The 26,137-nt window shown below is 65.6% G+C and carries 24 protein-coding genes, 1 rRNA gene and 2 pseudogenes; 14 read left to right on the top strand and 13 right to left on the bottom strand.

Annotation, left to right across the window (positions count from 1 at the left end):
* Nucleotides 1-96: 96 nt before the first annotated feature.
* Together J2S97_RS09375 and J2S97_RS09370 are read left to right on the top strand one after the other, a co-directional pair.
* A complete protein-coding gene (locus J2S97_RS09375) occupies nucleotides 97-300 on the top strand; it encodes a cold-shock protein (RefSeq protein WP_003806113.1) in 204 nt (67 codons plus the stop codon).
* Between the two features lie 130 nt (nucleotides 301-430).
* Complete coding sequence (locus J2S97_RS09370; protein ID WP_307048656.1) at nucleotides 431-1,678, top strand: plasmid pRiA4b ORF-3 family protein; 1,248 nt, start codon at nucleotides 431-433, stop codon at nucleotides 1,676-1,678.
* A gap of 54 nt (nucleotides 1,679-1,732) precedes the next feature.
* Here J2S97_RS09370 and J2S97_RS09365 read toward each other — a convergent pair whose 3' ends face one another.
* Nucleotides 1,733-3,541 (bottom strand): SARP family transcriptional regulator, encoded by a 1,809-nt coding sequence (locus J2S97_RS09365; protein ID WP_307048654.1) that lies wholly within the window; start codon nucleotides 3,539-3,541, stop codon nucleotides 1,733-1,735.
* A gap of 118 nt (nucleotides 3,542-3,659) precedes the next feature.
* Here J2S97_RS09365 and J2S97_RS09360 point away from each other — a divergent pair, with 118 nt between their 5' ends.
* On the top strand, nucleotides 3,660-3,821 hold the full coding sequence (locus J2S97_RS09360; protein ID WP_307048652.1) for a hypothetical protein: 162 nt from the start codon (nucleotides 3,660-3,662) through the stop codon (nucleotides 3,819-3,821).
* Nucleotides 3,822-3,910: 89 nt separating this feature from the next.
* Here the strand turns inward: J2S97_RS09360 and J2S97_RS09355 are convergent, their stop codons facing one another.
* The 7 genes from J2S97_RS09355 to J2S97_RS09325 all read right to left on the bottom strand — a co-directional run bounded on the left by J2S97_RS09355 (nucleotide 3,911) and on the right by J2S97_RS09325 (nucleotide 11,004).
* On the bottom strand, nucleotides 3,911-4,258 hold the full coding sequence (locus J2S97_RS09355; protein WP_307048650.1) for a hypothetical protein: 348 nt from the start codon (nucleotides 4,256-4,258) through the stop codon (nucleotides 3,911-3,913).
* Between the two features lie 137 nt (nucleotides 4,259-4,395).
* Nucleotides 4,396-4,692 carry a DUF1905 domain-containing protein gene (locus J2S97_RS09350; protein WP_307049362.1) on the bottom strand — a complete coding sequence of 99 codons (297 nt, stop codon included), beginning with the start codon at nucleotides 4,690-4,692 and terminating at the stop codon, nucleotides 4,396-4,398.
* A gap of 5 nt (nucleotides 4,693-4,697) precedes the next feature.
* Nucleotides 4,698-6,524: an ABC transporter permease subunit gene (locus J2S97_RS09345; RefSeq protein ID WP_307048647.1), complete on the bottom strand. Its 1,827-nt coding sequence runs from the start codon at nucleotides 6,522-6,524 to the stop codon at nucleotides 4,698-4,700.
* A complete protein-coding gene (locus tag J2S97_RS09340; RefSeq protein ID WP_307048645.1) occupies nucleotides 6,524-8,056 on the bottom strand; it encodes an ABC transporter substrate-binding protein in 1,533 nt (510 codons plus the stop codon). Before J2S97_RS09340 ends, J2S97_RS09345 begins: the two co-directional genes overlap by 1 nt.
* Nucleotides 8,057-8,102: 46 nt before the next feature.
* Nucleotides 8,103-9,356, bottom strand: coding sequence for an MFS transporter (locus J2S97_RS09335; RefSeq protein WP_307048643.1), 1,254 nt, complete (start codon nucleotides 9,354-9,356; stop codon nucleotides 8,103-8,105).
* Nucleotides 9,353-10,219: an ABC transporter ATP-binding protein gene (locus tag J2S97_RS09330; protein WP_307048641.1), complete on the bottom strand. Its 867-nt coding sequence runs from the start codon at nucleotides 10,217-10,219 to the stop codon at nucleotides 9,353-9,355. Before J2S97_RS09330 ends, J2S97_RS09335 begins: the two co-directional genes overlap by 4 nt.
* Nucleotides 10,216-11,004 (bottom strand): ATP-binding cassette domain-containing protein, encoded by a 789-nt coding sequence (locus tag J2S97_RS09325; protein ID WP_307048640.1) that lies wholly within the window; start codon nucleotides 11,002-11,004, stop codon nucleotides 10,216-10,218. The genes J2S97_RS09330 and J2S97_RS09325 overlap by 4 nt, the downstream gene beginning before the upstream one ends.
* Before the next feature lie 180 nt (nucleotides 11,005-11,184).
* Between J2S97_RS09325 and J2S97_RS09320 the strand changes: the two genes are divergently transcribed.
* Nucleotides 11,185-12,831, top strand: a complete 1,647-nt coding sequence (locus tag J2S97_RS09320) for an alkaline phosphatase D family protein (protein WP_307048638.1) — start codon at nucleotides 11,185-11,187, stop codon at nucleotides 12,829-12,831.
* A 110-nt stretch (nucleotides 12,832-12,941) separates the two neighbouring features.
* Here the strand turns inward: J2S97_RS09320 and J2S97_RS09315 are convergent, their stop codons facing one another.
* Nucleotides 12,942-13,970, bottom strand: coding sequence for a Gfo/Idh/MocA family oxidoreductase (locus J2S97_RS09315; protein WP_307048636.1), 1,029 nt, complete (start codon nucleotides 13,968-13,970; stop codon nucleotides 12,942-12,944).
* 458 nt (nucleotides 13,971-14,428) lie between these two features.
* On the opposite strand from J2S97_RS09315, the gene J2S97_RS09310 reads away from it, so the two are divergent.
* Both J2S97_RS09310 and J2S97_RS09305 read left to right on the top strand, forming a co-directional pair.
* Nucleotides 14,429-15,478 carry a glycosyltransferase gene (locus J2S97_RS09310; protein ID WP_307048634.1) on the top strand — a complete coding sequence of 350 codons (1,050 nt, stop codon included), beginning with the start codon at nucleotides 14,429-14,431 and terminating at the stop codon, nucleotides 15,476-15,478.
* Nucleotides 15,479-15,483: 5 nt separating this feature from the next.
* Nucleotides 15,484-15,648, top strand: coding sequence for a hypothetical protein (locus J2S97_RS09305; protein ID WP_214948754.1), 165 nt, complete (start codon nucleotides 15,484-15,486; stop codon nucleotides 15,646-15,648).
* A gap of 90 nt (nucleotides 15,649-15,738) precedes the next feature.
* Here J2S97_RS09305 and J2S97_RS09300 read toward each other — a convergent pair whose 3' ends face one another.
* Nucleotides 15,739-16,731, bottom strand: coding sequence for a hypothetical protein (locus tag J2S97_RS09300; RefSeq protein WP_307048631.1), 993 nt, complete (start codon nucleotides 16,729-16,731; stop codon nucleotides 15,739-15,741).
* 544 nt (nucleotides 16,732-17,275) lie between these two features.
* On the opposite strand from J2S97_RS09300, the pseudogene J2S97_RS09295 reads away from it, so the two are divergent.
* Nucleotides 17,276-18,072: pseudogene (locus J2S97_RS09295) on the top strand (response regulator transcription factor).
* Between the two features lie 63 nt (nucleotides 18,073-18,135).
* Here J2S97_RS09295 and J2S97_RS09290 read toward each other — a convergent pair.
* Nucleotides 18,136-18,993 carry a class I SAM-dependent methyltransferase gene (locus J2S97_RS09290; protein WP_307048629.1) on the bottom strand — a complete coding sequence of 286 codons (858 nt, stop codon included), beginning with the start codon at nucleotides 18,991-18,993 and terminating at the stop codon, nucleotides 18,136-18,138.
* Nucleotides 18,994-19,288: 295 nt separating this feature from the next.
* Here J2S97_RS09290 and J2S97_RS09285 point away from each other — a divergent pair, with 295 nt between their 5' ends.
* From J2S97_RS09285 to J2S97_RS09260, 6 genes are all read left to right on the top strand, one after another.
* Complete coding sequence (locus tag J2S97_RS09285; protein WP_307048627.1) at nucleotides 19,289-19,783, top strand: hypothetical protein; 495 nt, start codon at nucleotides 19,289-19,291, stop codon at nucleotides 19,781-19,783.
* A 120-nt stretch (nucleotides 19,784-19,903) separates the two neighbouring features.
* On the top strand, nucleotides 19,904-20,392 hold the full coding sequence (locus J2S97_RS09280) for a helix-turn-helix domain-containing protein (protein WP_307048625.1): 489 nt from the start codon (nucleotides 19,904-19,906) through the stop codon (nucleotides 20,390-20,392).
* 14 nt (nucleotides 20,393-20,406) lie between these two features.
* Nucleotides 20,407-21,243 (top strand): IS3 family transposase, encoded by an 837-nt coding sequence (locus J2S97_RS09275; protein ID WP_307049360.1) that lies wholly within the window; start codon nucleotides 20,407-20,409, stop codon nucleotides 21,241-21,243.
* A 101-nt stretch (nucleotides 21,244-21,344) separates the two neighbouring features.
* A complete protein-coding gene (locus J2S97_RS09270) occupies nucleotides 21,345-21,929 on the top strand; it encodes a hypothetical protein (RefSeq protein ID WP_307048623.1) in 585 nt (194 codons plus the stop codon).
* A 242-nt stretch (nucleotides 21,930-22,171) separates the two neighbouring features.
* Complete coding sequence (locus J2S97_RS09265) at nucleotides 22,172-22,438, top strand: hypothetical protein (RefSeq protein WP_307048622.1); 267 nt, start codon at nucleotides 22,172-22,174, stop codon at nucleotides 22,436-22,438.
* 32 nt (nucleotides 22,439-22,470) lie between these two features.
* The gene (locus J2S97_RS09260; RefSeq protein WP_307048620.1) at nucleotides 22,471-23,232 is read left to right on the top strand and encodes a hypothetical protein; all 762 of its coding nucleotides are present in this window, start codon (nucleotides 22,471-22,473) and stop codon (nucleotides 23,230-23,232) included.
* A gap of 48 nt (nucleotides 23,233-23,280) precedes the next feature.
* Here J2S97_RS09260 and J2S97_RS09255 read toward each other — a convergent pair.
* Nucleotides 23,281-24,567: pseudogene (locus J2S97_RS09255) on the bottom strand (flavin-containing monooxygenase).
* Nucleotides 24,551-25,330, bottom strand: a complete 780-nt coding sequence (locus tag J2S97_RS09250; RefSeq protein ID WP_307048618.1) for an alpha/beta hydrolase — start codon at nucleotides 25,328-25,330, stop codon at nucleotides 24,551-24,553. The pseudogene J2S97_RS09255 and the gene J2S97_RS09250 overlap by 17 nt, the downstream one beginning before the upstream one ends.
* Before the next feature lie 739 nt (nucleotides 25,331-26,069).
* Between J2S97_RS09250 and J2S97_RS09245 the strand changes: the two genes are divergently transcribed.
* Nucleotides 26,070-26,137: ribosomal RNA gene (locus J2S97_RS09245) — 16S ribosomal RNA — on the top strand; the annotation flags it as partial.

Genomic DNA, 26,137 nt, shown 5'->3' with positions numbered 1-26,137 from the left:
AGTCCTCGTTCTTCTGAAGTAGCGGTTTTGAACACCCCACACCGGAGGACCCGAAAGTCGGGACAGTTCCTCCACCTTCACGAAGGACATAAAAAAATGGCTACTGGTACCGTCAAATGGTTTAACGCTGAAAAGGGCTTCGGCTTCATTTCCCCCGATGACTCCTCACAGGACGTTTTCGCACACTACTCTGCGATCAACTCCTCCGGTTTCCGCTCCCTCGAAGAGAACCAGAAGGTCTCCTTCGAAACCGAGCAGGGCCCCAAGGGTCCCCAGGCTGTAAACATCCAGGCTATCTAATTTCTTAGATACCCGGGACCGTTTAGGTTTCATAAAGCAGGGCCGGTCACTGACCGGTCCTGCTTTTGTTTAACCCGGGTGTGCTGGTTTCGGCAGGCAAAGGCACCGGCGCTCTGGAACAATGGCCTCCATGCAAACAGTCCACGCCTACGACCTCAAGATCGGCATTCAAGGTACCGAACCAGAGATCTGGCGGCGACTGCTTCTCCCGGAAACCGTCACGGTGCCGGAGTTCCACCGCGTCCTTCAGGCCGCCTTCGGATGGGAAAACCGGCACCTCTATGGAATCCGTTGTACTGACCCGCAGGGAGCAAAACGCGTCATAATCGGCCCGGACGAAGCGGCCGAGGAGATGGACGACGAGCCGGCGTCTGGTGTCGTGCTCTTTGAACTTCTGGATGCAGAGCGGACCGGACCGGCCGACTTAGAATACGAATACGACTTCGGCGATGCCTGGACGCACACCGTCGAGGTGATGGGTCGGACGGAGCCCCCCGAAAAGACTGTGCGCTGCACCGACGGCGCCAACCGCGGGCCGGTGGAGGATTCCGGAGGTCCCCACGGCTACCGGCGCGTCATTGAAGTCCTCGCAGACCCCGGGAACCCGGAATATGAGGATGTCGCTGGTTGGTACGAGTCCGCCACCGGCCAGGACCCCGCAACCTTCGCGCCAACCGTGTTCGAGACCGCCGCCCTCAACGCCCGCCTGGACGAGCTCGCCCTGCAGCTCTGGCCGGAGCCGCCCACGGACGGCGAGATCGACGCCGTCGTCCGTCCGGTCCACTGGTTCCTGTCCCAGGTTCCCGCCGACGGGCTGGAGCTTACAAAGGACGGCTACCTCAAGCCGGCCTTCGTCAAGGAGACTTTTCACGCCCTCGGCCTGGACGACCGCTGGATCGGCAAGGCCAACCGCGAGGTACAGACCCTGCCCGTCCTGCACCTTCGGGAGCAGCTCCAGAGCTGGAAACTGCTGCGGAAGTCGAAGGGCCGCCTACTGCTCTCGCCCGCCGGCCGCAAAATGCACGACGGCGGCCGTCAGCTGTGGGACTACCTCGCCGATGCCGTCGGAAAGCCTCCTGAGAAAGCGGCTGTCGTCGTGAACGGCCTCGTGGTGCGGTGGCTGCTCGACGGCAACACGCCCCGCTGGGACGAGCGCCAACGGATCATCGCCGACACCCTCAACGTCGAAGGGTTCCGCACCAAGGCCGGGGCACCCATCCCGCTCGACCTGGCCAGGGAACTCTACTTGCGCATCCATTGGACGCTCGACTGCCTGAAGCTGACGGTCCCGGCCCAGCACTTCACCGTCCTTCCCGCGCTGACCGACGGCGGCCGGAAGTTCCTGCTCCAGGTGCAGTCGCTGCTCCACAGGGGATAGGCGCCAGCCGCTGATCGAGCTTGTCGAGATCAGGGCCGGCTGGTTTCGACAGGCTCAGTCACCGGCGGTTCCCCGCTCCGCCAGGACAGTATCCAGCGCCGGGTTGCCGATCTCCTTTGCCAGCCATGGCACTGACTGCGCGGCCGCCGCGTCACCAAGCACTGCACGGTGGGACTGCGCCCGCACCGTGAACTCGCGCATTCCGCTCCGGCTCGCCAGTTCGGAGAGCTTCTCGACGAACTTTGGTGCCCGCGGGGACCCTACTGCGATGGCGACCTCCGCCGCCGTATCCAGCAGCCGTGCGGTGTACCAGAGGTACCACGGCTTCGGTTCCAGGCCCCGGTCTATCCAGTGCTCCGCCGCAGCCAGGTCGCCATGCGCAAGGAACAGTTTCGCTTCCGCGCCTGCCGCCAAGGCCATGTAACAGTGGTCGCCGGCCAAGTCGGCCATCACCCAGGACCGGTCGATGAACGCCGCGGCCTCCTCGAGCTGCCCCGCGGCAAGATAGGTCTCGCCGCGCACCCCGGCGACAAACGGCTCGAACGCGGTCCAGTGTTCCTCAGCGATCCAGACCAGTGCCCGGTCCAGGGACGCAGCCGCCTTCTCCAAGTCCCCGCGGAGCAGGTGCACCCGGCCGAGCAGCGCCGCGCTGAACGCCTGCTGCCGCCGGTTCCCGACATCTTTTGCCAGCCGTCCTGACTCAGTCAGCGCAGTCACCGCATCGTCGTACCGAGCGGTGTCTGAGGCCAGCATGCCCTGAATCGCCAGAACCCGGGCCTGTTCGTCGGGGAATCCCTCGGCAGCCAGCATCGCCCGGGCGAGCCAGCCGGCCGCGCGGTCCGGGACCCCACGCTGTATGGACAGGTAGCCAAGCTCTCGGTACGCAGCGGCGGCAGTGCGGGAGGCGCCGTCGGGCCCTTCCGCCTGCAGCGCGCGGTGCAGGAAGTCCGCCACCTCGGCGCCGCGGCCACCTGCCTGGTGGATCAGCGCCCCGGACAGCGTCACGAGGGACTCGGCGAGCAGATGGTCGTCGCCGGTGCGCTGGGCCAGTACCACCGCCAGCCGCAGCTGATCAAGCCCCCTGTCCACGGCGCCCGCCCAGAGCGATGAGCCGCCGGCGTCGAGATAAGACCGCACCGTCGCCGCGGTAGCCGGCATCCCGGGGTCCGGCGCAGGAGCAGCATCGGACAGGGCACGCTGGACTTCCGCGGGCAGCGGCAGCCCCAGCTCCTGGCGGAAGAGGTTCCCGCATTTGGTGACGTGCTCGCGGGCCCGGCGGTGCTCACCCAGGGCCACGAGCGCCTTGACCAGGACGGCGTTGCAATCGGCGTGGAATGGATCCCGGTGCAGAGCCAGTGTTGCCAGCTCCGCCGACTCGCCGGGAGCGCCCGAAGCCAAGGCTGCCAGCGCGGCTTCATAGAGCAGGGACTGGACGACGTTGTCCAGCCGGTAACGCTGGTCCGCCAGCCACGAATCAAAGACCGGGGAATCAGCGAAGGATAGCCCTTCCAACAACTGGCCGCTGAATCGTCGCGGGTTGACCCCCGGGCTGCCGGCCGACTCGACCACTTCCAGTGCATCGCAGCGCCACGGCGGCTGCAGCGACAGCCGCAGGGGATCGCCTGCCACCGTCACGCCGTCGAGCGTCCGCCGCAGCTCGGACAGGTTCCAGCGCAGGGCGCCGAGCGGGTCCACGGCATCCGGGAAGAGCAGCGACGCCGTGCGCGAGCGGCCGGTGCCGTCCGCCTGCAGCGCGAGGTAGGCGAGCACCGCCCAGGCCTTGCGGCCTCTGGGCTGCAGGGGAGTTGCGCCGGGGGTCTCGATCGCGGGTGAACCGAGGAGCCGAATCCAGTTCTCGGCCATACGGCTCATGGTACCGCTGGCCGCCGCCGGCGTCTGCGGCATTCACACGCTTGCTCACACGCCGGCCGGACACACTGAAATCACCTAATCCGCACACACTCACACGAGGTGGAAAACCATGGAACTGATCGGCATCCTGCTACTCGGACTCTGGATTCTCAGCGTGACCGTCCGCTCCGTTTTGAATGACGGCCGGGGCCACACGCCCGACGTCCGCTCCACAGCACCCTGGACGGCAGGCAACCTCCCCAGCGCGCCGTACGCGTCGCCGAGGGTCTAGCCGGTTTCGGCAGGCTCAACCACTTTCAACCACTGCGGCCAGGGAGGCTTAACCAGGAGCCTCCCTGGCCGCAGCCACGTCCGGGACGGTTAGCCGGCCTTGTAATCAAAGTGCAGCGACGCAGGGAGGGGGCCCTGCAACATCTCAGGCGTGATGCCGTGGATGTCCTGGATTTTCTCCCTGAACCACTGATCGTGCGGATCGTCCGAGGTCGCGGCGATTTGGAACGACTTGGAGAGGTCCTCGGCCTCGTGGAACAGGCAGGCAAAGTCCCCCTGCGGGGTCGGCATGTGGCTGACAACTTCCCGTTTTAGTCCCATCCGCTCGCGGGAACGCCGGTGTTCCTCCTTGCGGGGTCCCTGAACCTCCTCGATGAGCGACTTCCACTCGTCCAGTTTCCCGGGCAGAATCGGCGCGAACCAGGTGATGCATTCCATGACAGGTCCTTCCACGCAGTTGCTTCGGCATTGTTGCGGCGCGGTATGCAACCGCGGCCGTGCACCTGCATGCTAGTCCTGCGGAAAGGCGCGGTATAGAGCCATTGGTACCTGTCCCGCTGACGCCGCCTGGCAGATCAGCCCTCGAGTTCCAGGACCAGCTCCACGTCCACGTCATCACCGTCACGGATGCCCGCCGCGGTCCGGATGGCCTTCTTGACCGGCAGCACGTACGAGTGGCTCTTGCTCTCCGGGAAGATCGACGTGGACCAGCTGTTTCCCGCGATCGAGGCCGTGACCTTCACCGACCCGAAGCCCTTGCGGAAGGGAGCCGACTCGTCCCGGATCTCGTCCGCCACCTCCGGCGGCAGCGTGATGAAATGCCACCCGGATGCGTCGGGATAGAGCCACAGCTCGCCGCGGAACGCGTACATCGTCGTCACGTCTTGAGTATGGCACCAGGCCCGGTTTCGGCGGGCTCAACTGCCGAATCCCTCTGAGGCCGTTCCCAACTGAGGCTTGCCAGGGAAACGGCCAGCACTGACGCCAGGACCAGCGCCGCCGCCGGCGCCGCAACAGCCCATGGGGCCCGCTCCACATAGTTGATCCCCTCGGCCAGCACCAGCCCCCACTCGGGAGCCGGCGGGCGCGGGCCCAGCCCCAGGAAACCCAACGCCGCAAGGGCCAAGGCAATACCGGGTACGCGCAGCATGGCGTGCCGGAAGACCGGTGCCAGCACGCTGGGAAGGACATGACGCCATAGGACCCGCCACCTCCCCACCCCCAACACCGGGAGGATCCGGACGTACGGCCGCGATCTGGCTTCCTGCGCGAGGGCCGCCGTGTGCGCTGCCAGCGGAGCCCAGCTGGCAACGGTGACGGCGATGGCTGCACCGTGGGCGGAAGGCCCCGTGATGACGGCGACGATGAGGCCGGCAAGAATCGGCGGGGCTGCATTGGCGACTTCAATCGGACCTGTTGCCGCCAAGGGAAACAGTCCGATCACGACGCCGATGGCCAGGCAGGCAAGCGCCACCAGCAGGGCCGTTCCCACCGTAGCCACGGCGCCATGGCCAACACGGGCCAGCAGGTCACGGCCGCTGGCGTCAGCACCGAACGGCAATGCCAGGCTCGGTACAGCCAGCCGCGCATGCCCGGACGTGAACGGATCGCGGACGAGTCCCGCCACCACGATTACCGCCAGCAGACCGGCCGCGAACAGCGGCACCGCAGCCTCCCGCCGTCGGGCTACCTTCACCGCTCCGGGGGCAGGGACGGTTCCCGAACGAAGGGCCGGCCCCAGCAGCAAGCGGCGGGCCGCGGTGCTGAGGGTGCCCACCATCACCGCCAGGGCCAGGAGCGCCAGGACCCCGGCCTGAAGCGCCGGGATATCCTGGGCGCTCGCCGCACCGAGTACCGCCCTGCCCAGTCCCGGAATCGCGAACACCTTCTCCACCGCCACGGCTCCGCCCGTCAGCCCCACCAGCACCAGGGCAATCTGGCCCGTCACGGATGGCAGGGCACGCCGGAACACCGCCGCCGTCACCTGGCCGCGGCCCGCGCCTGCCATGGTCCACGTGGCCACCCATTTCTCGGCGAAGGCTGCGCTGACTGCGTCGGAAAGCAGGCGTCCGATTAGGGCGCCCGCCGGCAGGCCCATCGACAACGCGGGCAGGACGGCGGATTGGATGCCGTCCCAGCCGTACGGCGGGAACCAGCCCAGCCACACCGCACCGATCACTAGCAGCATCGCAGCGAGCAGGAACTCCGGTACTGCGGTCAGGGCGGCAGCTGCAGCTCCGGACCCGCGGGCAGGCATGCCCCGGAGGCCGCGGACCACGTCCGGTACGCAGAAGCACGCGGCCGTCACCGCGGCGACCGCCACGGCGAAGCCCATCAGGGTGAGGGAAACCGCCAAGCCTGAAAGCGTCCCGGGTCCCACCGGCGTGTTGGTGACCCACGAGTTGCCCAGATCGCCCTGGAGCACACCGCCGGCCCACGCGAGGAACGTGTACAGGGGGCCCCGGTCGAGTCCGAGTTCCGCCCGGATCATCGCCAGGGTCTCCTCCGTCGCCTCCCGGTCCGCGTACCGTGCGCGGAGGATGGTGTACTCGGGGCTCTGACCGGAAAGCCACGGCAGGGTGCCAATCAGAACCACGACGGCGCCGAGGGCCAGGGTGCGCGAGACGGCTGTTTTCCAGAACGCCGTATTCCAGGACCCAGCGTCTTTCCGCGACGCTGCGTTGTTCCAGGACCCAGACGGCATCAGCGCGAGACTCCGGTGCCTTCGGTGATCAGGGCGCGTTCGCGCGGGTCACGCTCCACACCGTGGACCCGTGGCGATTCGCCCTGGATGACGCGTTCGTGCAGGAGCGGGACGGCAACGTCCTTGGCCAGGATCAGGGCCTCCGCAGCGGCGATCGCTGCCCTGCGTTGGGGTCCGGCCGGAATGGCAGCGGCCCCGGCCAGCGCCGCGTCCACCGTGGAATCGCAGAACTGCGGGATGTTGAAGGAGCCCTTGCAGGAGAAGTCGCTGAACATGTACGCCACGGGGTCCCCCGAGTCCAGGACGGTGGCGCGGGACAGGATGAAGGCGTCGAACTTTCCGGCGAGGGCGTCGGACTCGATGTGGCGGTATTCGCGGACGTCCTGTTCCACGATGAACCCCGCGGCTTCCAGCTGCTGCTCGAGCTGGACGGCCACCTCGGGCAGTTCGGCCCGGTCGGTGAAGGTACCCACCGAGATGCGGACGCCGTTGACCGGGGCCGCCTTGCTGCGCCCCGCCAGGGTCTGGGCGTAGGAAGGATCCTTGCGCTCGCCGGCTGCCCAGGGCAATGCCGGGCCCAGCAGGCCTTCGGCCTCGTTGGCACGGCCTTCGTACACACGCTCAACGATCGCTGCCCGGTCGATCGCCTCGCGGGCGGCGGCGCGGACTGCCGGATCGGCGAACGGCCCGGACTTGCTGTTGAGGTACAAGGTGTTGGTCCGGGGCATGGGAACCTCATGGACCAGCTCCGGGTCGATCTGCGCCACCTGGCCCACGGGGATTGCTTCAACGATGTCCGCGTTTCCCGTTCGGAGGGCGGCCGCGCGGGCCGTGCCGTCCGGGACGAACTGGACGTCGACGCCGCTGCTCGCCGCCTTTTCACCCCAGTAGCCTTCGAAGCGGTTGAGGGTTGCGGAGCTTGTGCCGTCGACGGCGACGAGGGCGTACGGTCCCGTGCCGGCATTGAGGGGATTGACCACGCTGCCCGGCTTGTACGCCGACGCGGCCAGGATGGACAGTTGCGGACTTGAGAGCCGCTGCGGGACCAGCGGATCCTCCGCATCGGTGGAAACCACGACGGCGTTCGCCCCGTCCGTGCGGACCGTCAGCTGGACGCCGTCGAGAATCCGCGGCTTCGGGCTGGCCTGGGCGGCCGCCGTCAGGGACGCCGCCACCTGCTCGGCTGTCAGGGGAGTGCCGTCATGGAACGTCACCCCTTCGCGCAGCTCGAAACGCCAGTTTTTGCCGTCCAGCTGCTTCCACTGCGTTGACAAGGACGGCTGCGCATCGCCCAGGCCGTCCAGGACCACCAGCGTTTCCGCGGTTTTCCAGCGGGAAAGCTTGAAGGCGTCGTCGCTCAGCGGAGTCAGGCCGGAGCGGGGCGGCTGCAGCATGGCCACCCTGATGCGCTCGCCGGCACCGGTGGCCGCCGGGTCCGAGGCGTTGCTGGCCGAGAAGCAGCCGCTCAGGCCGGCGGTCAGTGCGGTGGCGCAGAGAACGGACAGGAGTGTTTTGGCGCGGCGACGGGGCATGGGGTGCGTGTCTTTCAGGTTTGTCGGATGGAGCTGTCGAGGTGGGCTAGGCGCGAACGGCGGCATCCGCCGTCGCCCTGGCCGGCAGGAAGCGGCGGATCCCTGCCGCTGAAGCGGTGGCAAGGAGTGCGGTGAGCAGCCAGGGCGCGGCGGCCGCCGTCGACGGTTGGCCGGCCAGCTCGTACAACGGCCCCAGGGCGATGTTGCCGATGAGCACCATCAACCCGCCGCAACTGGCAAGGAGCCCGTAGAAGGCGCCCGTCGGGCGGCCGCCGGCGAACTCCAGGACGAGCCCCATGGCGATCGGCGCCACGAACATGTTGCCAACGCAGAGCGTGGAGACAAGGACGACGGCGGGGAGCACCTTGAGTTCGCCGGCCTGCGGGTACATCGCGAGGGCAGCGACGGCTGCGAACCCTGCGCCTTGGACGGCGAAGCCCGTTGTGAGGGCAGTCTGAGGGGCGAGGCGGCGCGTGAGCTTCGCGACGGGCCACTGCAGGCAGACGGTGACGACCGAAGCATAGGCGAAGAGGACACCAAGCGGTGCCGACCCCAGGCCGCTGCGTTCCAGTTCGACCGGCAAGCCGAAATAGAGCTGGTTGTGTGCAAGCAGGTTGACGCTGTAGAACGCTGCGAACCAGATGAAGCGCTTGTCTTTAAGGCAGTCCCAGAGCTGCGGACGGCGGGCCGTCGGATTCCGGCTGACGGGTGGCGCGGCCGGTACCTGGCGCCAGAACACGAAGGCCATCACGGTGAAAATGCCCGCACCGACGTAGAGGGCTGCGTCGAGGCCGAACCCGAGCAGGAGCACGCCCACCAGCGGGCCTGCCACTGCGCCCATCTCGCCGAAGATCACCAGCAAGGCAAAGAGTGTGGGCCGGTTCGCGGCGCCTGGTTTTCGACGTCCTTCCGCCGACCCCATCAGGCTTTCCAGTGCCGGGGAAAAGAGTGCTCCGCCGATGCCGGTAACGATGGCGGCAAGGAGGAACAGCGGAAAATCAGCGGCAGCGGCAAGGAGCAGGTAACCAGTGACGCGGATGAGGCAGCCGGTGATCATCGCATAGCGCGGCCCCCACAGGTCCGCGATGGCGCCGCCGGCCAGGAACATTCCCTGCTGGGCGAAGGTGCGGGCACCCAGAACGATCCCTACCGCCATGGCTCCCATGGCGAAGTCCTCGCGCAGGGACACGGCCAGGAACGGGATGACGGCGTAGAAGCCGATGTTGAAGATGAGCTGGCTGGAGAGCAGGAGCCGTGGGCTGGCGGTCCGGACGGCCGCGGGTGTGATGGTGGTAGTCATGCTGTTTCGAGGGTCCTGAGGGGTCGTGGAATGGATTCGATGAGTTCACGGGTGCGGGGATGCTGCGGTGCGGCGAACAGCTTCCCGGTGGGACCTTGTTCCACGATCCGCCCGGATGAGAGGACCAAGGTGTGGGGGCAGAGGTCCGCGACGGCGGTGAGGTCGTGGGAGACGAACAACAGCCCCAGTCCGTCGCGGTGGACCAGTTCCCCGAGCAGCGACAGGACCGAGTTCCGCAGCGGAAGGTCCAGGCCGCTGACGGGTTCGTCGGCGAGCAGGATCCTCGGTTGGGGGACCAGTGCCCGGGCGATGGCGACGCGCTGGTTCTGGCCGCCGGAGAGTTCCGCAGGCTTGCGCCGCAGCACGCCGTCATCCAGCGCGACTCTTTCCAGCGCTGTCCGGATCATGGCCTGGTGGTGCCCGTCGACGCGGAGCTGCTTGAGCGGTTCGGCGAGCAGGTCTTCCACAGTCATCCGGGGATCCAGGCTGCCGGCAGGGTTTTGCGGCACGTACTGCACCAGCCGCCGGTACCAGCGCAGGCCCGACGCGGAGCCGGCGGTAACCGGTCGGCCGGCGATTTCCACCTGGCCGGCGGCCGGCTTTTCCAGCGCCAGCAGGGTGCGCAGCAGCGTGGACTTCCCCGCCCCGGAACTGCCCACCAGCCCGATGCTGCTGCCTGACGGCACGGACAGGGAGACGTCGTCCAGGGCCGGCAGGTCCCGCCATCGTCCGCGGAAGCCGTGACCGCCGAAGTAGTGACCGCGGAAACAGTGGCCGCCGAAGCCGTAGCCGCGGAAACCGTGGCTGCGGTAACTGTGCGAGAGGTTGCGGGCGGTGAGGACCGGGCCGTTCGCAGTGCTCATGCGGGAAGCTCCAGCCCGGCAGGGCGGACTATGCTGGCGGCCTCGACGAGCCGGGCGGTGTACGGATGCGAGGGCTGAGTGAGCAGGGTATCCATGGGGCCTTGTTCGACGATGCGGCCGGAGGACATGACCAGAGCGCGGCTGCACAGGGCCTGCGCCACGGCCAGGTCGTGGGTGATGAACAACGTGGCGGGCCCTGCTGTGGATTGCCTTGCCAGCACGTCCAGGACCTTGGCCTGGCTCACCATGTCCAGGGCAGTGGTGGGCTCGTCGGCAACCAGGACCGTGGGGCGGCAGGCCAGGGCCAGGGCAATGCAGACCCTCTGCAGCTCCCCTCCCGAGAGTTCCCCGCTGTAGCTGGCGAGGACGCGGGCAGGGTCTCCGATGCCCACCGACGCGAGCAGGCCCGCCGCGCGTTCGCGTGCCTCCGGCGCCGAGTGGCCCTCCCGCCGCAGCGGAATCGCCAGCTGCTTTCCCAGCGGCACCAGGGGGTTGAGGGCGGTCGTCGGGTCCTGGTGAATCGCCGCGAGCATTCCGGATCCTGCCGATCCCGGCCGCCGACGGGCCAGTGGCACATCCCTGCCGTCCAGCCGGAGGCGGCCGGAGACGTCCATCCTGGCGGGAAGCGTGCCGAGCAGGGCAGACGCAGTCAGCGACTTCCCGGAGCCCGAGGCGCCCAGCAGCGCAACCTTCTCGCCCGGTGCAAGGTCAAAGGTGAGGCCGTCCACCAAGGGGCGGCCATGCAGGGAAACCGACAGGTCCTGCACCATGATGGCGGCAGTCATTTCCCAACTTTCAGGTGAACGGGCTTGGACGGATAGCCTAACCTTATCAAGAATCATTATCAATTACGCAAGAGTCGTCACAGAGTCTTTGGCCGGTCCGGTCAAGCGGGTCAGGGCGGACTCAACCGCCGTTCACACCCCCGCCACCACCGGTTCATCCGGGACCACAACGATGAACCCATGACTGCTTTCACCCGCCGAAATGTCCTCAAAGGTGCCCTGGCCGCCGCCGGTGCTGCCACCGTCGTGCCCGCCGCAACCGCTGCCGCCCACGCAACCAGCCCCGCTGGCATCGCGCTGGTCCGCAACCGTCTGACCCTCCCGTCCGGCATCGCCACCGGCGATGTCACCGCCGATTCCGGCGTGCTGTGGTCCCGTGCGTCGGGGCCCGGCCGGCTGGTGGCCAACCTGCTCGCGGTGGACGAGGACGGTGCCCCGCTCCGCGGCGGCCGCGCCTTCCAGCGGGTGCTGCGGGGGAGTGCCGGCAGCGAAGCCACCGACTTCACCTCCCGGATCAACGCCGAGCACCTCCCGGCCGGCACCCGGTTCGCGCTCACCCTGCACTTCGAGGACGCCGACGGCAACGCCGGCGAAACCGCGCAGGGCTCCTTCAGTACCGCCCCCGGTTCGTCAGCAAGCGGAACCGGCCTGCTCAGCAGCGGCCGCGCACCGCGCAAGCAGAGCTTCGTCTGGACCGGCGACACCGCGGGCCAGGGCTGGGGCATCAACGAGGAGATCGGCGGCATGCGCGGCTACGCGGCCATGCACGCCACCAAGCCGGACTTCTTCATCCACTCCGGCGACACCATCTACGCCGACGGCCCCATCGCCGCGCAGGTCACCGAGCCCGACGGGCAGATCTGGCGCAACCTGGTCACCGAGGAGGTCTCGAAGGTGGCCGAAACCCTCAATGAGTACCGCGGCCGGCACCGCTACAACCTCATGGACCGCAACGTCCGCGCCCTGTACGCAGAGGTCCCGGTGATCGCCCAGTGGGACGACCACGAAACCACCAACAACTGGTACCCGGGGGAGATCCTCACCGACCCGCGCTACACCGAACGCCGCGTGGACGTGCTCGCCGCCCGCGGCCGCCAGGCCTGGCAGGAATACCAGCCCGTCTCCGGCCTCGGCACCCGGGCAGGTGACGGCAGCACCGGCTTCGAACCCGCCCGCATCTACCGCAAGATCTCCCGCGGCCCCCAGCTGGACGTCATCTGCCTGGACATGCGCACCTTCAAGGACCCCAACACCGACGGCAGGGAAACGCACCTCACCCACATCCTCGGCGAGGAGCAGGCGCGCTGGCTCACCACGGAGGTCAGCAGGTCGAAGGCCACCTGGAAGGTCATCTCCGCCGACCTCCCGCTCGGCCTGATCGTCCCCGACGGCCCCGTGAACCAGGAATCCCTGGCCAACCGCGACCCCGGCGCCCCCTTGGGCAAGGAACTCGAGATCGCCGGGGTGCTCTCCACATTGAAGCGCAACCGGGTTAAAAACGTGGTCTGGCTGACCGCCGACGTCCACTACTGCGCCGCGCACCACTACTCGCCCGAGCGTGCAGGCTTCACGGACTTCGACCCCTTCTGGGAATTCGTGGCCGGCCCCATCAACGCCGGCAGCTTCGGCCCCGGCGAACTGGACGGCACCTTCGGCCCACAGGTGGCGTTCCACAGGACCGGCGCCTACGCTAACCAGTCCCCGCGCAGCGGCGAAAACCAGTTCTTCGGCCACGTGGACCTGGACGAGGACGACGTCTTCACCGTCAGCCTACGCAACGCCAACGGCACCGTCCTCTGGAGCAAGGCCCTCCACCCGGAACGGTAGGGAAGTTCAACCACCGAACGTACGACGGCGGGAGGCCGGCACACGCTGCCGGCCTCCCGCCGTCGGGGTTCCTGCCCTTGTGGCGCCGGCTTGGGCTGGCCGGCGCGCGGTCAGCCGGCGATGTCCACCGAGCGAGACTCGGCGTCGCTGAGCCGGGCGGCGTCCAGGACCTCGAGGGTGTGGACGGCCTCGCTGCCGGGGACCGGCTGGGGTCCCTTGCCGGCACCGGCCAGGGCTAACTGCTCGTAGTAGGCGTGATACGCGCCTTGCTCGGACGGCACGCGGACCTGGCCCGCCGCCGTCGTGAGCGTTCCCCAACGGGATTCGTCTTCGTAACCCCACGCGGCCGGGTCGTTCACCGGGCGCGCGCCCGCAATGGCGGCATCGGCCTGCACGTCGGACTGCTGCGAGACATAGCTTCCGTCGGAGCCGAGCAGCCGCATTTCCCGCGCGACGAGCCGGTTGCTCTTGGTGGCCGACACATGGGACCGCACGCCGCTCCGGTGCGTGATGGTCACGAAGAAGCCCGAGTCGGTGCGGCCGGCGTCCAGGTCCGCCCAGTCGAGAGTGGCGTAGACGCTGGCCGCCGGGCCGAAGAGCCACAGCGCCTGGTCCACCAGGTGGCTGCCGAGGTCGCGCAGCAAGCCCCCGGCGGGGCCGGCCTCGAGGGTCTCCGGCTGGTCGAAATCGAAGCGGGACTCGAATCGAGCCACCTGTCCCACCTCACCGGAGTCCAGCACCGAGCGGAGCGTGCGGATGTCCGTGTCCCAGCGGCGGTTGTGGAACACATTGAGGATCACACCGGCGTCGGCCGCCGCCTTGACCAGTTCGCGCGCCACTTCGGCGTTCGGTGCGAAGGGCTTGTCCGCCACCACGTGGACCCCGGCCGCGATCGCCTCGAGCACCAGCTCGCGGCGCGTTTCGGGCGGCGTGGTGATCACTACCGCATCCACGCCGGCGGCGAGCAGCTCTGTCAGGGAGCCGTAGAGCGGCACTTCCGGGTATTCCTCCGCGGCCTCCGCGCGGCGGACAGGGGAGCGGGTCACGATGCCGGCGAGGTCCACCCCGTCGGCGGCCGTGATGAACGGGGCGTGGAAGATCCGGCCGCCGAAGCCGAATCCAACGAGTCCAAGTTTCACAAGATCTCCTTCGTCTCCCAGGGGCCTCTCCCCACACTGGAACAGTTTGTCCTTATGTTAGAACAAACTTCGAAGAAATTGCATGGCGAAGGTGGGCGGGACGTGGATGACCCGGGCCCGGCCGATGCTCGTCTGCGCATCGCCGATGCGCAACGTTGCGGCTGAGGTTGTGCACGTCGGCGGGACGCCACCGCGGTGCGCAGTACGCAATCTCAGCGCCACCAGGCTTGAGCCCAGCTTGCGTTGCGTTCATCTTTACTGGATCTTGCGCGTTCCTTGTCCATTCTCTGCCGTTGAATTGCATTATTGGTGAAACGCTCAAACCCAAGAAGAATTCAGTGAATTCCCGTGGGGACGAATTAACTAATGCGTTGCATGTCACAACTTAATGTAATTATCCAGACTTGTGGCCGGAATTTCCAGGCTTCCGTTTTGCCTTTTTCCGAGCCGGTGGTTCTGTGATTACCGTCGTCGTACCGGCGCACAATGAGGCCGCAGGCATCGGAAAAACCCTGAGGTCACTGAAGCGCCAGGGACGCCGCCCGGACAGGGTGATTGTGGTGGCAGACAATTGCACCGATGCCACGGCGGACATCGCCCTCGAGGAGGGCGCCGAGGTTCTCTGCACCGAAGGAAACGCTGACAAGAAGGCCGGTGCGCTGAACTTTGCACTTGGTGGCCTCCTGCCCGCGGCCGAGCCCGAAGACATGATTCTCATTCAGGACGCAGATTCGCAGCTTTCCGATGACTTCATCGAACGGGCCGTGTCCCATTTGCAGCGGGACTCCAGGCTTGGCGCCGTAGGCGGCGTTTTCCGTGGCGGTCACGGCGGCGGATTCGTGGGGCACCTGCAGCGCAACGAATACGCCCGGTACGCCCGTGACGTGAAGCGCCTCAAGGGCAAGTGCCTGGTGGTCACCGGCACGGCAGCCCTGTTCCGGACACGTACGCTCCGCGATGTCATCGCGGCCAGGCTGGACGGGTCGCTGCCGCCGGGGAATGGCCGCGGCGGGGTGTACGACACCTCCGTCCTGACCGAGGACAACGAGCTCTCGTTTGCCCTGCTGACGCTGCGGTACCGGATCAAATCGCCGGCGGACTGCACGCTGGTGACCGAAGTGATGCCGACCTGGCGCGAACTGTGGGCGCAGCGGCTCCGGTGGAAGCGCGGGGCGGTGGAGAACTGCGTGCAGTATGGCTGGACCCGGGTCACGCGCCCGTACTGGGGCCGGCAGGTCCTGGCAATGGTGGGCGTCCTGGTGACGCTGGCCTACTTCGGCACGGTGGCGTTTGCACTGGGCACGGGGGCCGGGCTGAACATTCAGCCGTTCTGGCTGGCCGTGACCGGTGTCTTCGTGATCGAACGTGTGGTCACGCTGCGGCTGCGGGGATGGAAATACATGCTCGCCGCCGCCACCATGTACGAGCTGGTGATTGACCTGTTTCTGCAGGCGGCCCACGCGAAGGCGTACCTGGACGCAGCCCTCAATAAAAAGAAAGCCTGGTAATAACTATGTATGACAACCCAGCAGCTCCAGCCGCGGCCGGAGTGGGTTCCGGAACTCTTGCCATGACCGGCGCGGGTGATATTTTCTGGTTTGCGCTTGCAGCTTTTGCCCTCGTGGCATTGGGCCTTGCCATTAAGCGGATTGTTCCCGTTCGGGGCGACAAGTCCTAGGCTGTTCCGCCGTAAAAGCTGAGAAGAGAACCAAAGTGCAGGGCGCCCGGTAATCCGGACGCCCTGCACTTGTGTTTGGACTGGACGTCGTCAGGTGACCACGCTTAGGACGCCCGAGCATCCGCCACTGTCGCACACCTTGTACGTGGTGGTGTTGCCACCCTTGAACTTGTTGACGTAGCTGCCCGTGTTGGGCACTGTCTTCGGGGCGCCGTTGATCCAAAGCGTCACGTTGGTGCCCGTGGCACCGGTCCACTTCAGCGTGGTGGTGTTCACGCCCTTGGCTTTAGCGGTGGTTGAGGACAGTTTGATGGCCGACGTCGTCGGGGGCGGCGACGCGGTGGCCGCGGGTACGAAGGAGAAATCCCGGACCACCACTGACTCCGGACTCACATGGGCAGGATCCCCGCCCCCGCCGCCCGTGACCCACAGGTTGAAATGGACCTGCTCCTTCGCCGGGGCGGGAACTGTGGTTCCCTGTAGGACCGTGCGCTTCAGGAGAGTGCCGGCGAAGCCCTCACCCGCGTACGTCTCGAAGGTCAGCTTGCCCGGCTCCCACACCATCCGGTGGGTGGTGATGGGGCTTGTGGTGACATCAAAAACCACCGTGTTGTTGCCTTCGCCCGGAGGTTTGGTGGCGTCGAACCAATACCCGTGGCCCTGGCTGACCGGCCATGATTCGCCGTAGGCGGCACCGCCACCCCAAGCCGATGCTTCGCAGAGGTCGATTTCGTTGTAGCCGGGCTCGGCCAGGGGATCGTATGTGAACAGGCAGCCCCACACCACTTCCTTTTGCAGGAGGCTGAGGTTCTTTTCCACTGTGGTGCTGTAGGTTCCATAGCCGAAGCCCTGGCGGGTGGACTGAAATTCAGCGCCAACGGGGGCTTCGCCGGTTGGATTGGTCAGTTTCAGGGTGACGTGGCCGTTGGAGTCGGGATTGCTGACGTTGGCTGCGTCAAAGAGCCTGTTGTACTGCGGGGCCCCGCCCCAGAAGCGCTTTTCCCAATTGAAGCCCTTCCAGGAAAAGCTGCCGGCAGGACCGGGGTCCGGCGGAGTGGTTTCCGCCGCCTGTGCGGAGGGCATGCATGCCAGCATAGCCAGGCTCGCGGCCGCCAGCATGGCCAGGGATCTCAGCGGGCGGTTGGAATGTGAGACAGGTAACCGAGAAGAAGCCATGCAACGCCCCTTATGTGTTGCTCCCCAGCGAGCAGCTTTGCGCCCCCATTGAGCACACGATGATCATCAGTCAGACCTGTCACAAAAGGCAATAGTCTTGCTGCATCAATATTTGAGCCCGTCAGAACCTCAAAATGCGAAATTTTCTGCAAAGATCAAGAATTGCGCAAATTTGGGTGTGCAGCTTGGGATGAGAAGTAATTCGAGAGTGTAGGCTCGGTATTCAGGGCCTCCGTCATGTCATTTATAAAACCCATCCGATTGGTTCACGTCAACGAATAGAAAACGTGAAACATCTTGGATGGTGTGCCGGAGGACCAGGTGCCGGAGTGTGTACACAAGCGAGCGTCCGTCGCGGACGCCAGCCCGCTCCATCGGGGGAAATTATCCTACGTTCGGCACAGCAATGGGCAGTGTGTAATTTTTTGGGGGACAGACGGTGGAACGGGGCATTGCAGTAGTTGTCGAAGACGACGACGACATAAGGAGGTCTCTCAAGGAGGTCCTCCAGCAGTTCGGTTTTGCCGTGTTCGAAACGTCTTCGGGAATGGAAGGCGTGGAGGCCGTGCGGGAACACGACCCGGACATTGTCACCATGGATGTAGGCCTTCCGGACTTTGACGGCATCGAGGCCTCCCGCCGGATCCGGACTTTCAGTAACGCCTACCTGATCATGGTCACAGGCCGCATGGACGAAGCCGATGCGCTGATGGGCTTCGAGGCTGGGGCGGACGACTACCTCACCAAGCCATTCCGTCCCAGGGAATTGCGTGCCGGATCGCAGCGATGCTGAGGCGTCCGCGGTTGCTGGATTCCACCTTCGGAGAGAAGGTCGAGGGGCCACGTTCCCGGCCCGGAAGACACCCTCCGGCTCCAGTTGCGGCCGCCGTCGACACTCGGCCCCGGAACGCCGGCGCTGTAATGCTGTGCGATTTTGAGCACAGGGGCCTGACATTGCACGAAGGTTCGCGCGCAGCCGCCATCCAGGGGTTGCCGTTAAACCTGACCCGTACGCAGTTCGACCTGCTCCTGGTCCTGATGGAGAACGGCCGCATGGTGCAGACGAAGGCGGACCTGGTCCGCCGGTTGCGGAACGAGCCTTACAACACCGGCTCGTTCGTCAGCGACGGCGAGGAGCGCGCCGTCCAGGTCCATCTGGGGAACCTGCGCAAGCAACTGGGGGACAGCTCGCGTTCGCCGCGCTGGATTGAAACAGTGCGCGGCGTGGGTTATCGGCTCGCGCCATAGCCAACGTTATCCGCCGGTCATGGACGGCGTCAGTGCCTTGGACGGGGACGAGGATCCGGAAAGCTACGACGTTGCGGGGCGCGCCTTCTTGGCGGTGAGCAGCAGGTATTCCCATTCCATCTGCGCCGTGGTGTCGCCGTGGGCTTCGAGGAACGTGTCGGCCAGTTCCGTGAGGGCCTTGTCCAGGGCGCTGACCTTGTCCTGGTCCTCACCAAGGAATTTGTACACGGAGATCGTCGGGCCGTAGTGGGACTTGAAGTAGTGCAGGAAGTCCTCCGGGTGGTGGAAGCTGGTGATGGCCACCGTCCGCTTTTCGGCCTTGATGTCCGTGACGCTGCTGCCGAAGAGCTCGCGGACGTGGTCCTCGCTGCCCCAGAGCGGCGGCGGCTGCGCGCCGGGCGGGGGCGGCGGAGCGAACGGCTTCATGGTGGCGAACATCTTCCCGATGAACCCTTCGGGCGTCCAGCTCAGCAGCCCGATGGTGCCGTCAGGCTTGCAGACCCGCACCAGCTCGTCCGCACCGGCCTGGTGGTGCGGCGCAAACATCACGCCCAGGCAGGACATCACAACGTCGAACTCGTTGTCCCGGAACGGGAGCGCCTCGGCGTCCGCCTCCTGCCATTCCAGCTCAGCGCCGCGATCGGCTGCCTGCCGGCGGCCGGCGTCGAACATTTCTGGCGTCAGGTCGCTGGCGATGACTTCCGCGTTCATCATGGCGGCCGGGATCGCCGCGTTGCCGGCGCCCGCGGCCACGTCCAGGACGCGATGCCGGGGCTTGATGCCGCACGCCTCAACGAGGATTGCCCCGAGGTCTGAAACCAGTTCGCTGGCGAGGGCGGGGTAGTCGCCCTGCGCCCACATGGCACGGTGCTTTTGCTTCAGTGCCCGGTCCGCCTCGGTTGCTTCGGTCTTGTCGTTCATGGTGGCACCCCTCTGCTGTGGCAGGTTCTGAGTGACAGCGCGCTGTGGTCCCAGTGGAGGCTGTGGTGTGAGTTATTTTGGCCGCGGACCGGCGGGATGTAAAGGTGCCCGCGCTATCTGGGGGCGTTTCGATACTCGCCAGTAGATTTACGTGCTAGCACGGAAGTGCGGGAGGGGTCGCCGGATCCACTATGGATACATCGGAACGCAGGGAAAATCCCGGCGGATCCGGAGCCCCGGAATGCCGGGCAAAGCACCTCATCCCCACTGCATCTTTCCCCTCAGGAGCAACTCCATGTCCAACGCACCAACCACCAAGAAGTCCCACTCCGTCCGCCGCAAGGTGGCCCTGCTGACCGCCATCGGGCTCGGAGCAGTGGCGGCACCGTTCGCCCTGGCCGCCCCGGCCCAGGCGGCCGGCACCAACTACGCCTGCTCGGTGACCCCGCTCGCCCCGGTGTTCGCCGGCCACAATTCTTCCGGCGTGAAGCTGGTGGACTACCGGATGCGGGTCTACTGCAACACCGACCGCTACATCAACATCACGCAGCAGCGCTGGGAGCAGGACGACTGGCCCAACGGCGACGACCACCTGGGCACCAGCACGTTCAGCCGGCACCTGAACCAGTACAGCGGAGCCGTGACCATCTCCAACGTCCGCACCCTGGTGAACGGCGAGATCGGCAACGAGGAGGTCTACCACAAGATCAGCTTCCAGGAAGGCAGCAACGGCGTCTGGTCGCCGTACACCGGCTGGTACTACAGCGGCGTCACGTCAATGTCCGACTGACGCCCTCCCCGGGCAGCCGCTGAGCCCGGCTCCCGAAACGCTCAAGGCCCGGAACCCCCATCTGAACTGCTCCCCGAAGGTTGGACCGAGAAATCGGACCTTCTATCGGGGAGCAGTTTTATGCAGGACAGTAGTTCGTTATCTGAGGAACAGCGCGAGGCCGCGGTAGCGTTGTTCGAGATTGGTTGGGGTGCGAAGGCAGCGGCGACGAGATTAGGAGTCCGTTCAAAAGCTGTCATCCGCATTCATGCCCTGTGGAGAGTTCGCGGAGGTACGGCGCTGGTGACCAAATCGACCCATCGGAAGTTCACGTTTGAGTTCAAACTCGATACGGTCCGTCGGTTCCTGGCCGGGGAGAGCCAGGTCGCTCTGGCGAAGGACCTCCAACTCTCCTCGCCGGATCTGATCAAGAAGTGGGCGCGGATATACCGCAACGAAGGCGAGGACGGCTTGCGCCCGAAATCACCGGGCCGGCCGACCTCTCTTCCTCAGCTGCCGGCCGAGCCGGAGTCTGAGCTGCAGCGGCTTCGTCGCGAGAACGAGCGGTTGCGGGCAGAGGTGGCCTTCTTGGGAAAAGTAAACGCCTTGAGGGACGAGGGACAGCGCTAAAAGTCCGCGCTGTCATCGCTCTCAAGGCCGAACACCGGTTGGAAGTTCTGTTGGACGTTGCCGGCCTGCCCCGGTCCATGTTCTTCTATCATCAAGCTCGGCTGCTGGCTCCTGACCCGCAAGCAGAGCTCAAAGCAGCGGTCACGGGCATCTTTGAGAAGAGCCACGCCCGGTATGGTCACCGCCGTGTCCATATCGAACTCGTCAAGCAAGGCTGGACGGTCGCGAAGAAGACCGTGCTGAAGCTGATGGGTGTGCTGGGGTTGGTCTGCAAGGTCCGGCGGAAAAAGCGCTACAACTCCTACCAGGGCGAGCAGGGCGTTATTGCCCCGAACCTGTTGAAACGCCAGTTCGAAGCGGATGCGCCGAATCAGAAGTGGGTTACCGGTGTGACCGAGTTCAGCGTCGGCGACAGGAAACTCTACCTATCACCGGTCATGGACCTTTTTGACCGGCAGATCATCTCCTACGCCATTGGCACCTCGCCCAATCTGGCGCTGGCCAACGACTCTCTGCGCAGCGCCTTGGCCACGCTGGAGACGGGGCAGAAACCCCTCGTGCACTCCGACCAGGGATTCCAATACCAGCACACCTCATGGCGCACACTCTTGGCGGACGCCGGCGCGGTCCAGTCGATGTCCCGCAAAGCCAACTGCTACGACAACGCCGTGATGGAGAACTTCTTCGGACACCTGAAGGAAGAGCTCTTCCACCGCGTCCGGTTCCTCAACGCCGACGCACTGACAGCAGCGCTGCACGAGTACATCCGCTGGTACAACACTGAAAGAATTTCCACCAAGCTCAAGGGATTGAGCCCGGTCGAGTATCGTGCTCAGATGCTTGCGGCATAGGTCTCCTACTTAGCCAACGCTCTACGGGATAATCCACCCGCCTGCGTCTTGTATGTTCAATGCGAGGCATTCCAATCAAAATTGCTTGAAAGGCAGGGCCTGTGATCGAGTACGTAACTTTCGTCATACATGCGTCGGGTCATGTCGTGGACTTCGTGGTGGAGCCCTTTCCTCCGGCGGACCCCGCAGCTGCCCTGCAGGCGGCCATGCGCGGGGAGAGCCAGGCGACTCGGCTGGCGGTTCCGTTGGTCTCCACCGGAGTCCATTCAGGGCCCATTGACCTGACTGTCGAAGTCCTTCGATCGAGACCGGAGGCCCTCTCGCCAGGCTGGGAAGACATCCACGAGGTGTCGCTGATGATCCCGGAGGGCCGCGCCTACTTCAACACGCCCGCAGCCTGGGAGATGAAGGACGTCGGCACCATCACGGGTGATCAGAATGGCAGCTACCGTGCCAGACTCCACGCCACAGGCCGCGACACAGCCTTTGACCTGGTCGTGGAATCGTCAGTCGAACGGCATTTCGTCCAGTTCTGGAAGGAATCGCCATCACCAGTGTCTGTCTTGTCTTCCGAATCAGAGCACGGCAAGAGCCTGCCGCGTTTCATCAAAATGTGGCAGGGCCCGCCCACTGCCACCGCTCACGCTAATCCACGACTGGTGACCCGGGATTCCCCGCCGGAATAGCAACGACAAAAGTCCCCGTCCCAATGGGACGGGGACTTTTTCGAAGGCCGGTCTATGGCCGCTAGAGTGGACCTCGCACATTTACGAGTCCAACTTTCGGGGACCACTTCAATCCGGGCCTTGGGTTATTTAAGGCCTTGGGTTGTTTAAGGTGCGTGCCTGGCGGGGAAATAGGCGTTAGGACCTGCGGCAACGAAAAGTGCGGGACACTGGAAGTCACGACCACGAAAGCGAACGACACTTTGATTAATCTCCAGCAGGATGCCGATGGCTATGTCCGGATGAACCGGCACTTCCCGGAAAGCGTCCTTATTAGCGTCACCTTTGCCGACGGCACAACGGAGGAGCTCTCCGGCGGCAGGCTCAACAGGGCCTACGACGAGGCCCTGGCCGAATACCGGGCGCAGAACCACCTGGACGCGAAAGGATTCTCGCGGTCTCCGACGAAGAAGACCAGCCCGGGAAACAAGATCGACTTCGTGCCCGTCCACCCCGGCATGGGTGACTGACGCTGCACCACGAGGAAGACTGACCGATGGGCATGACCACGAGCGATAACAGCACCGAGCTCGATCCGCTGCTGTATCCGTGGGATGCGCCCGAATCCTCAGGTGTGATGGACGGCGACAGCTTCTTGCCCCTTGAGCTGGCAGTCGGCCTGGACCGGGCGCTCGCAGAAGCCGACGCCGCTCCGCTCGACTCCCGCTCCATGGTGGTCTCCATCGGCTCGAATGCCAGTGCCGACGTGATGCGAAGAAAGTTCGCCGCCTACCACCGGCCTGTCAGCCCTGTCCTGCCTCTGGTCCGTGGCCAGCTCCACAACATCGCCGTCGGCCACTCCGCGCACGTGAGCAGGGCCGGCTACATTGCCGCCGCTCCGTACCCGCTGCTTGGGGAGTGCACTCCGGTCTGGGTGTCGTGGCTGGACGAACGCCAGCTGCTGGCACTGGACGAAACGGAGCCCAACTACCGGCGGATCCAGCTCAACGCGGAGGCCTGCCCGCTCCAAGTGGGCCACGGCGAATATCCCGAGGACTTTTCGCTGTTCACCTCCCGCTGGGGCGTTCTGAGCGACGGCGACGGCGGGAAACTTCCGTTCCTGGACCAGCCGGCCCTCTTCGGGCTGCTTGCCGGCATTGCTGCCGGCGAGTGCGTCGAGGACGGGGAATCCGTGTTCGCCGGACCGCCGGAACAGGTCATCGAACAGCTCGGGAAGCCTTCAGTCCAGGCCTGGGCAAAGGACTGGTTCAGCGCCGCCGGCCTGGCCACACCGGTGCATTTCGACGGGCTTTGTGCGGAGTAATTTCCGCTGCTAACCGGCTTACGTAACCGGCCTACCTAAGCGGTCGCTTCACCGTGCTGCGATGTACTCCGCGATGTACTTGGCGTCGCGCCCGACCCCGGCCACAATCGACGAGCCGTGCCCGGTCAGCCACGGGAGTCCGACCGCGTAAAGGCCCGGGTGTTCGGTGACCCCGCGGTGGTGGCGGGGGTAGTTCCACTCGTCCAGCACCGGGATGTCCAAAATGCTGAAGTCCAGCCTGTAGCCCGTTGCCCAGATGACCGACGTGATGTTCGAGGCCTCAAGCTTCAGCCGCGCCGGTTCAGACGGAACCCAGTCGTCCTTGCGCGGCGGTTCCGCTTCCGGGGCTGACAGGCCCGCAACGGCAATGTAGGCATCGAACATCGGCCGCATGCGCTGGTAGAACGTCCGCTCCACGACGCCCAAGCGCGCCGGAAGGTCGTCACTGAAGACGAGTTCGACGTCGTCGGCTGCTTGCAAATGGCCGTGCAGCCGAACGCCGCGGCGGCCGAGATCCCGCAGATGGATGTCATGGCCGCCGTCGGCGCCGGACACCAGCGGGTTGCACATGAACCGCGCCGCGGGGGAGGGCAGCTGGCCCACGGTGAGGCCGTTGAGTCCGTACTCCGGGCCGTTCTGGGCAACCTGCATCATCCAGTAGATGACGTCCTGGCCACGGTACCGGCGCGGTGCTTCGGGGCAAGTGGACACCGCCAAGTGGATTTCCCGGCCGACGGCTAGCAGTTCCTCCGCGATCTGGCCCCCGGACTGGCCGGTCCCCACAATCAGGACCGCCCCGTCGGGCAGCTGTTCCGGGTTGCGGTAGCCGTCCGTGTGCAGTTGCAGGATGTGGGCCGGCAGCTTTGCCGATAGCGCGGGGAGTTTCGGTTTCTGGTAGCCGCCGGTGGCCAGCACCACGTTGCGTGCCCGCCAGCTGCCCTGGGTGGTTTCCACGCTGAAGCCGTTTCCGTCCATAGGCGCGATGCGGGTGACATCCGTGTCTGTCAGGACGGGGGCCCCGATGGTCTCGGCATACTTCCGCATGTAATCCACGACGTCCGCGCGCGGCATGAACGCCTCCGGAACCGGGCCGTCATAGGTCCCTCAGGGCAGCGCGAGGGAAAAGTTCGGCGTGTTCAGGACGAACGCGTCCCAACGGTCCTGCCACGCCCCGCCCAGCGCGGGGCGCCGTTCCAGCAACTGATGTTCGACGCCGGTTTGGCTCAGCCAGTAGCTCATGGCCAGGCCCGCCTGCCCGGCACCGACCACCAGGGTGTCCACCTGGCTCGTGTGGTTCGCGGGTGTTGCTGGGAACGGGTCAGAGAAGGTCTGCACGGTGCCTGATTTCGGCGCGGTCCCAGTGCACACGCAACAACCCGGCTAGGCGGTCGGGTTCGATCCGGTGCGGGGGATCGAAGTGGTGGCGCACTTCGAAGACCTCGAGGCGGTAGTCGGGGAAGACCGTGGACAACCGGGCGCCCGTTTCCTCGTAGTTGTCCGGGTTGCTCAGGCCGCCCAGGACGAAGAGCACCGGCCGGTCGAAGCTGGCCAGCCGTGCACGGTCCAGGTTGTAGCTCCTGAAGTTCTTCAGGAACGCCATGATTCCTGCCGGGCGTCTGGCCATCCACGGCGGAGGGTCGCCCGCCGGCGGCGGCGGAAGGACGACGTCGGGCTTGACTGCCAGCCGCATGAACGCCGGCAAGAACTGGTCGGCCGGCAGCGCCTCCAGTGCGTCATGCTTCTCCCACATCAGGGCGTGGGCCCGACTCCAATCCCAGGTTCCGGCCCAGGCGGGCTCAAACAGGGACAGGCTTAACAAGCGCTCAGGGTGTCCGGCGGCGACGGCCAACGCCGCCGCACCCCCGCCGGAGTACCCCGCGAGATGGAACGTTGCCCACCCCCGGGCATCGGCTTCGCGCAGCACGCCATCTACCTCAGTGTCCAGGCTCCAGCCCGGCGGCGGATCCTCGCCTGCATAGAGCTCAAGGTCCTTGGCAGCGGCGTCGACGTCCGGTCCCAGGGCCTCAATCAGCGCGCCGTACGCGCGCTGAGCGGGAAGCACTGCACCGGGAAGAAGCATGGCCCGAATCGGTCCCATGGAAGAACCATACGCCCGGCCCTGCAGGATTCAAGGGGTGTTTCCTCCGGGGAGATGAGGTGCTTGGACCGGGCGGGCCAGCCAGCCCAACTGGGTAGCAGCTGGTATCGTTCCGGGGCATCAAAACGGCATCTGCTGCTACCTACTTGGGGGAACTCAGCGCGCGGCCTCGGAGTATGACGGGCTCCACAGAAAGCCGTTTCGGCGGATTTTAGGGGCGGCTGCGGCCTGGCAAGTCTCCAGCCCGCGCCATTCCAGGGTTTTTGGCGCATCGGACGCCCTGATTGGCCCGGTTTGCGCAGGGTCTAAGGCCCGTGTAAAGTAATTCGAGTCGCCGCCGCTGATGCGGAAAGATAGCGACCGACCCCCTTCTGAATGGCCTGAAAAACGGCGTCTTTGCTGGCGTGCGGAAACCGGGTGGGGGCCCTTGTGGTGGAGCTTGGAACTGCGGAAACGCGGGTTTGCAAAGCTTCCCGGAAGCGGGTAAGTTTGGAAAGTTGCTCCGGAGCGATCCGCGACCGAGTTGTTGGTTGTGGTGGTGCCGGGTGTGTCTGTTGTTTGAGAACTCAATAGTGTGCCAAGTTTGTTGATACCAATTTGTTTATATGGATTGGTTGGATTTGGCTGGATTGTGCCACCCCGTGGTGTGATCCGGTTGTTTTTCAGCTGGTTTCAAATTTTGTGCAGTCTGGTTCCGCGTTTTCCCGTGGTTCCTGGTTGTGTCTGTTTTTGTTTTACTTCAACGGAGAGTTTGATCCTGGCTCAGGATGAACGCTGGCGGCGTGCTTAACACATGCAAGTCGAACG

The organism is Arthrobacter oryzae (assembly GCF_030812315.1).
Classification (GTDB): Bacteria; Actinomycetota; Actinomycetes; order Actinomycetales; family Micrococcaceae; genus Arthrobacter; species Arthrobacter oryzae_B.
Note: the sequence above shows the minus strand (reverse complement) of the source record. Positions and strands in the feature narration are given on the sequence as shown.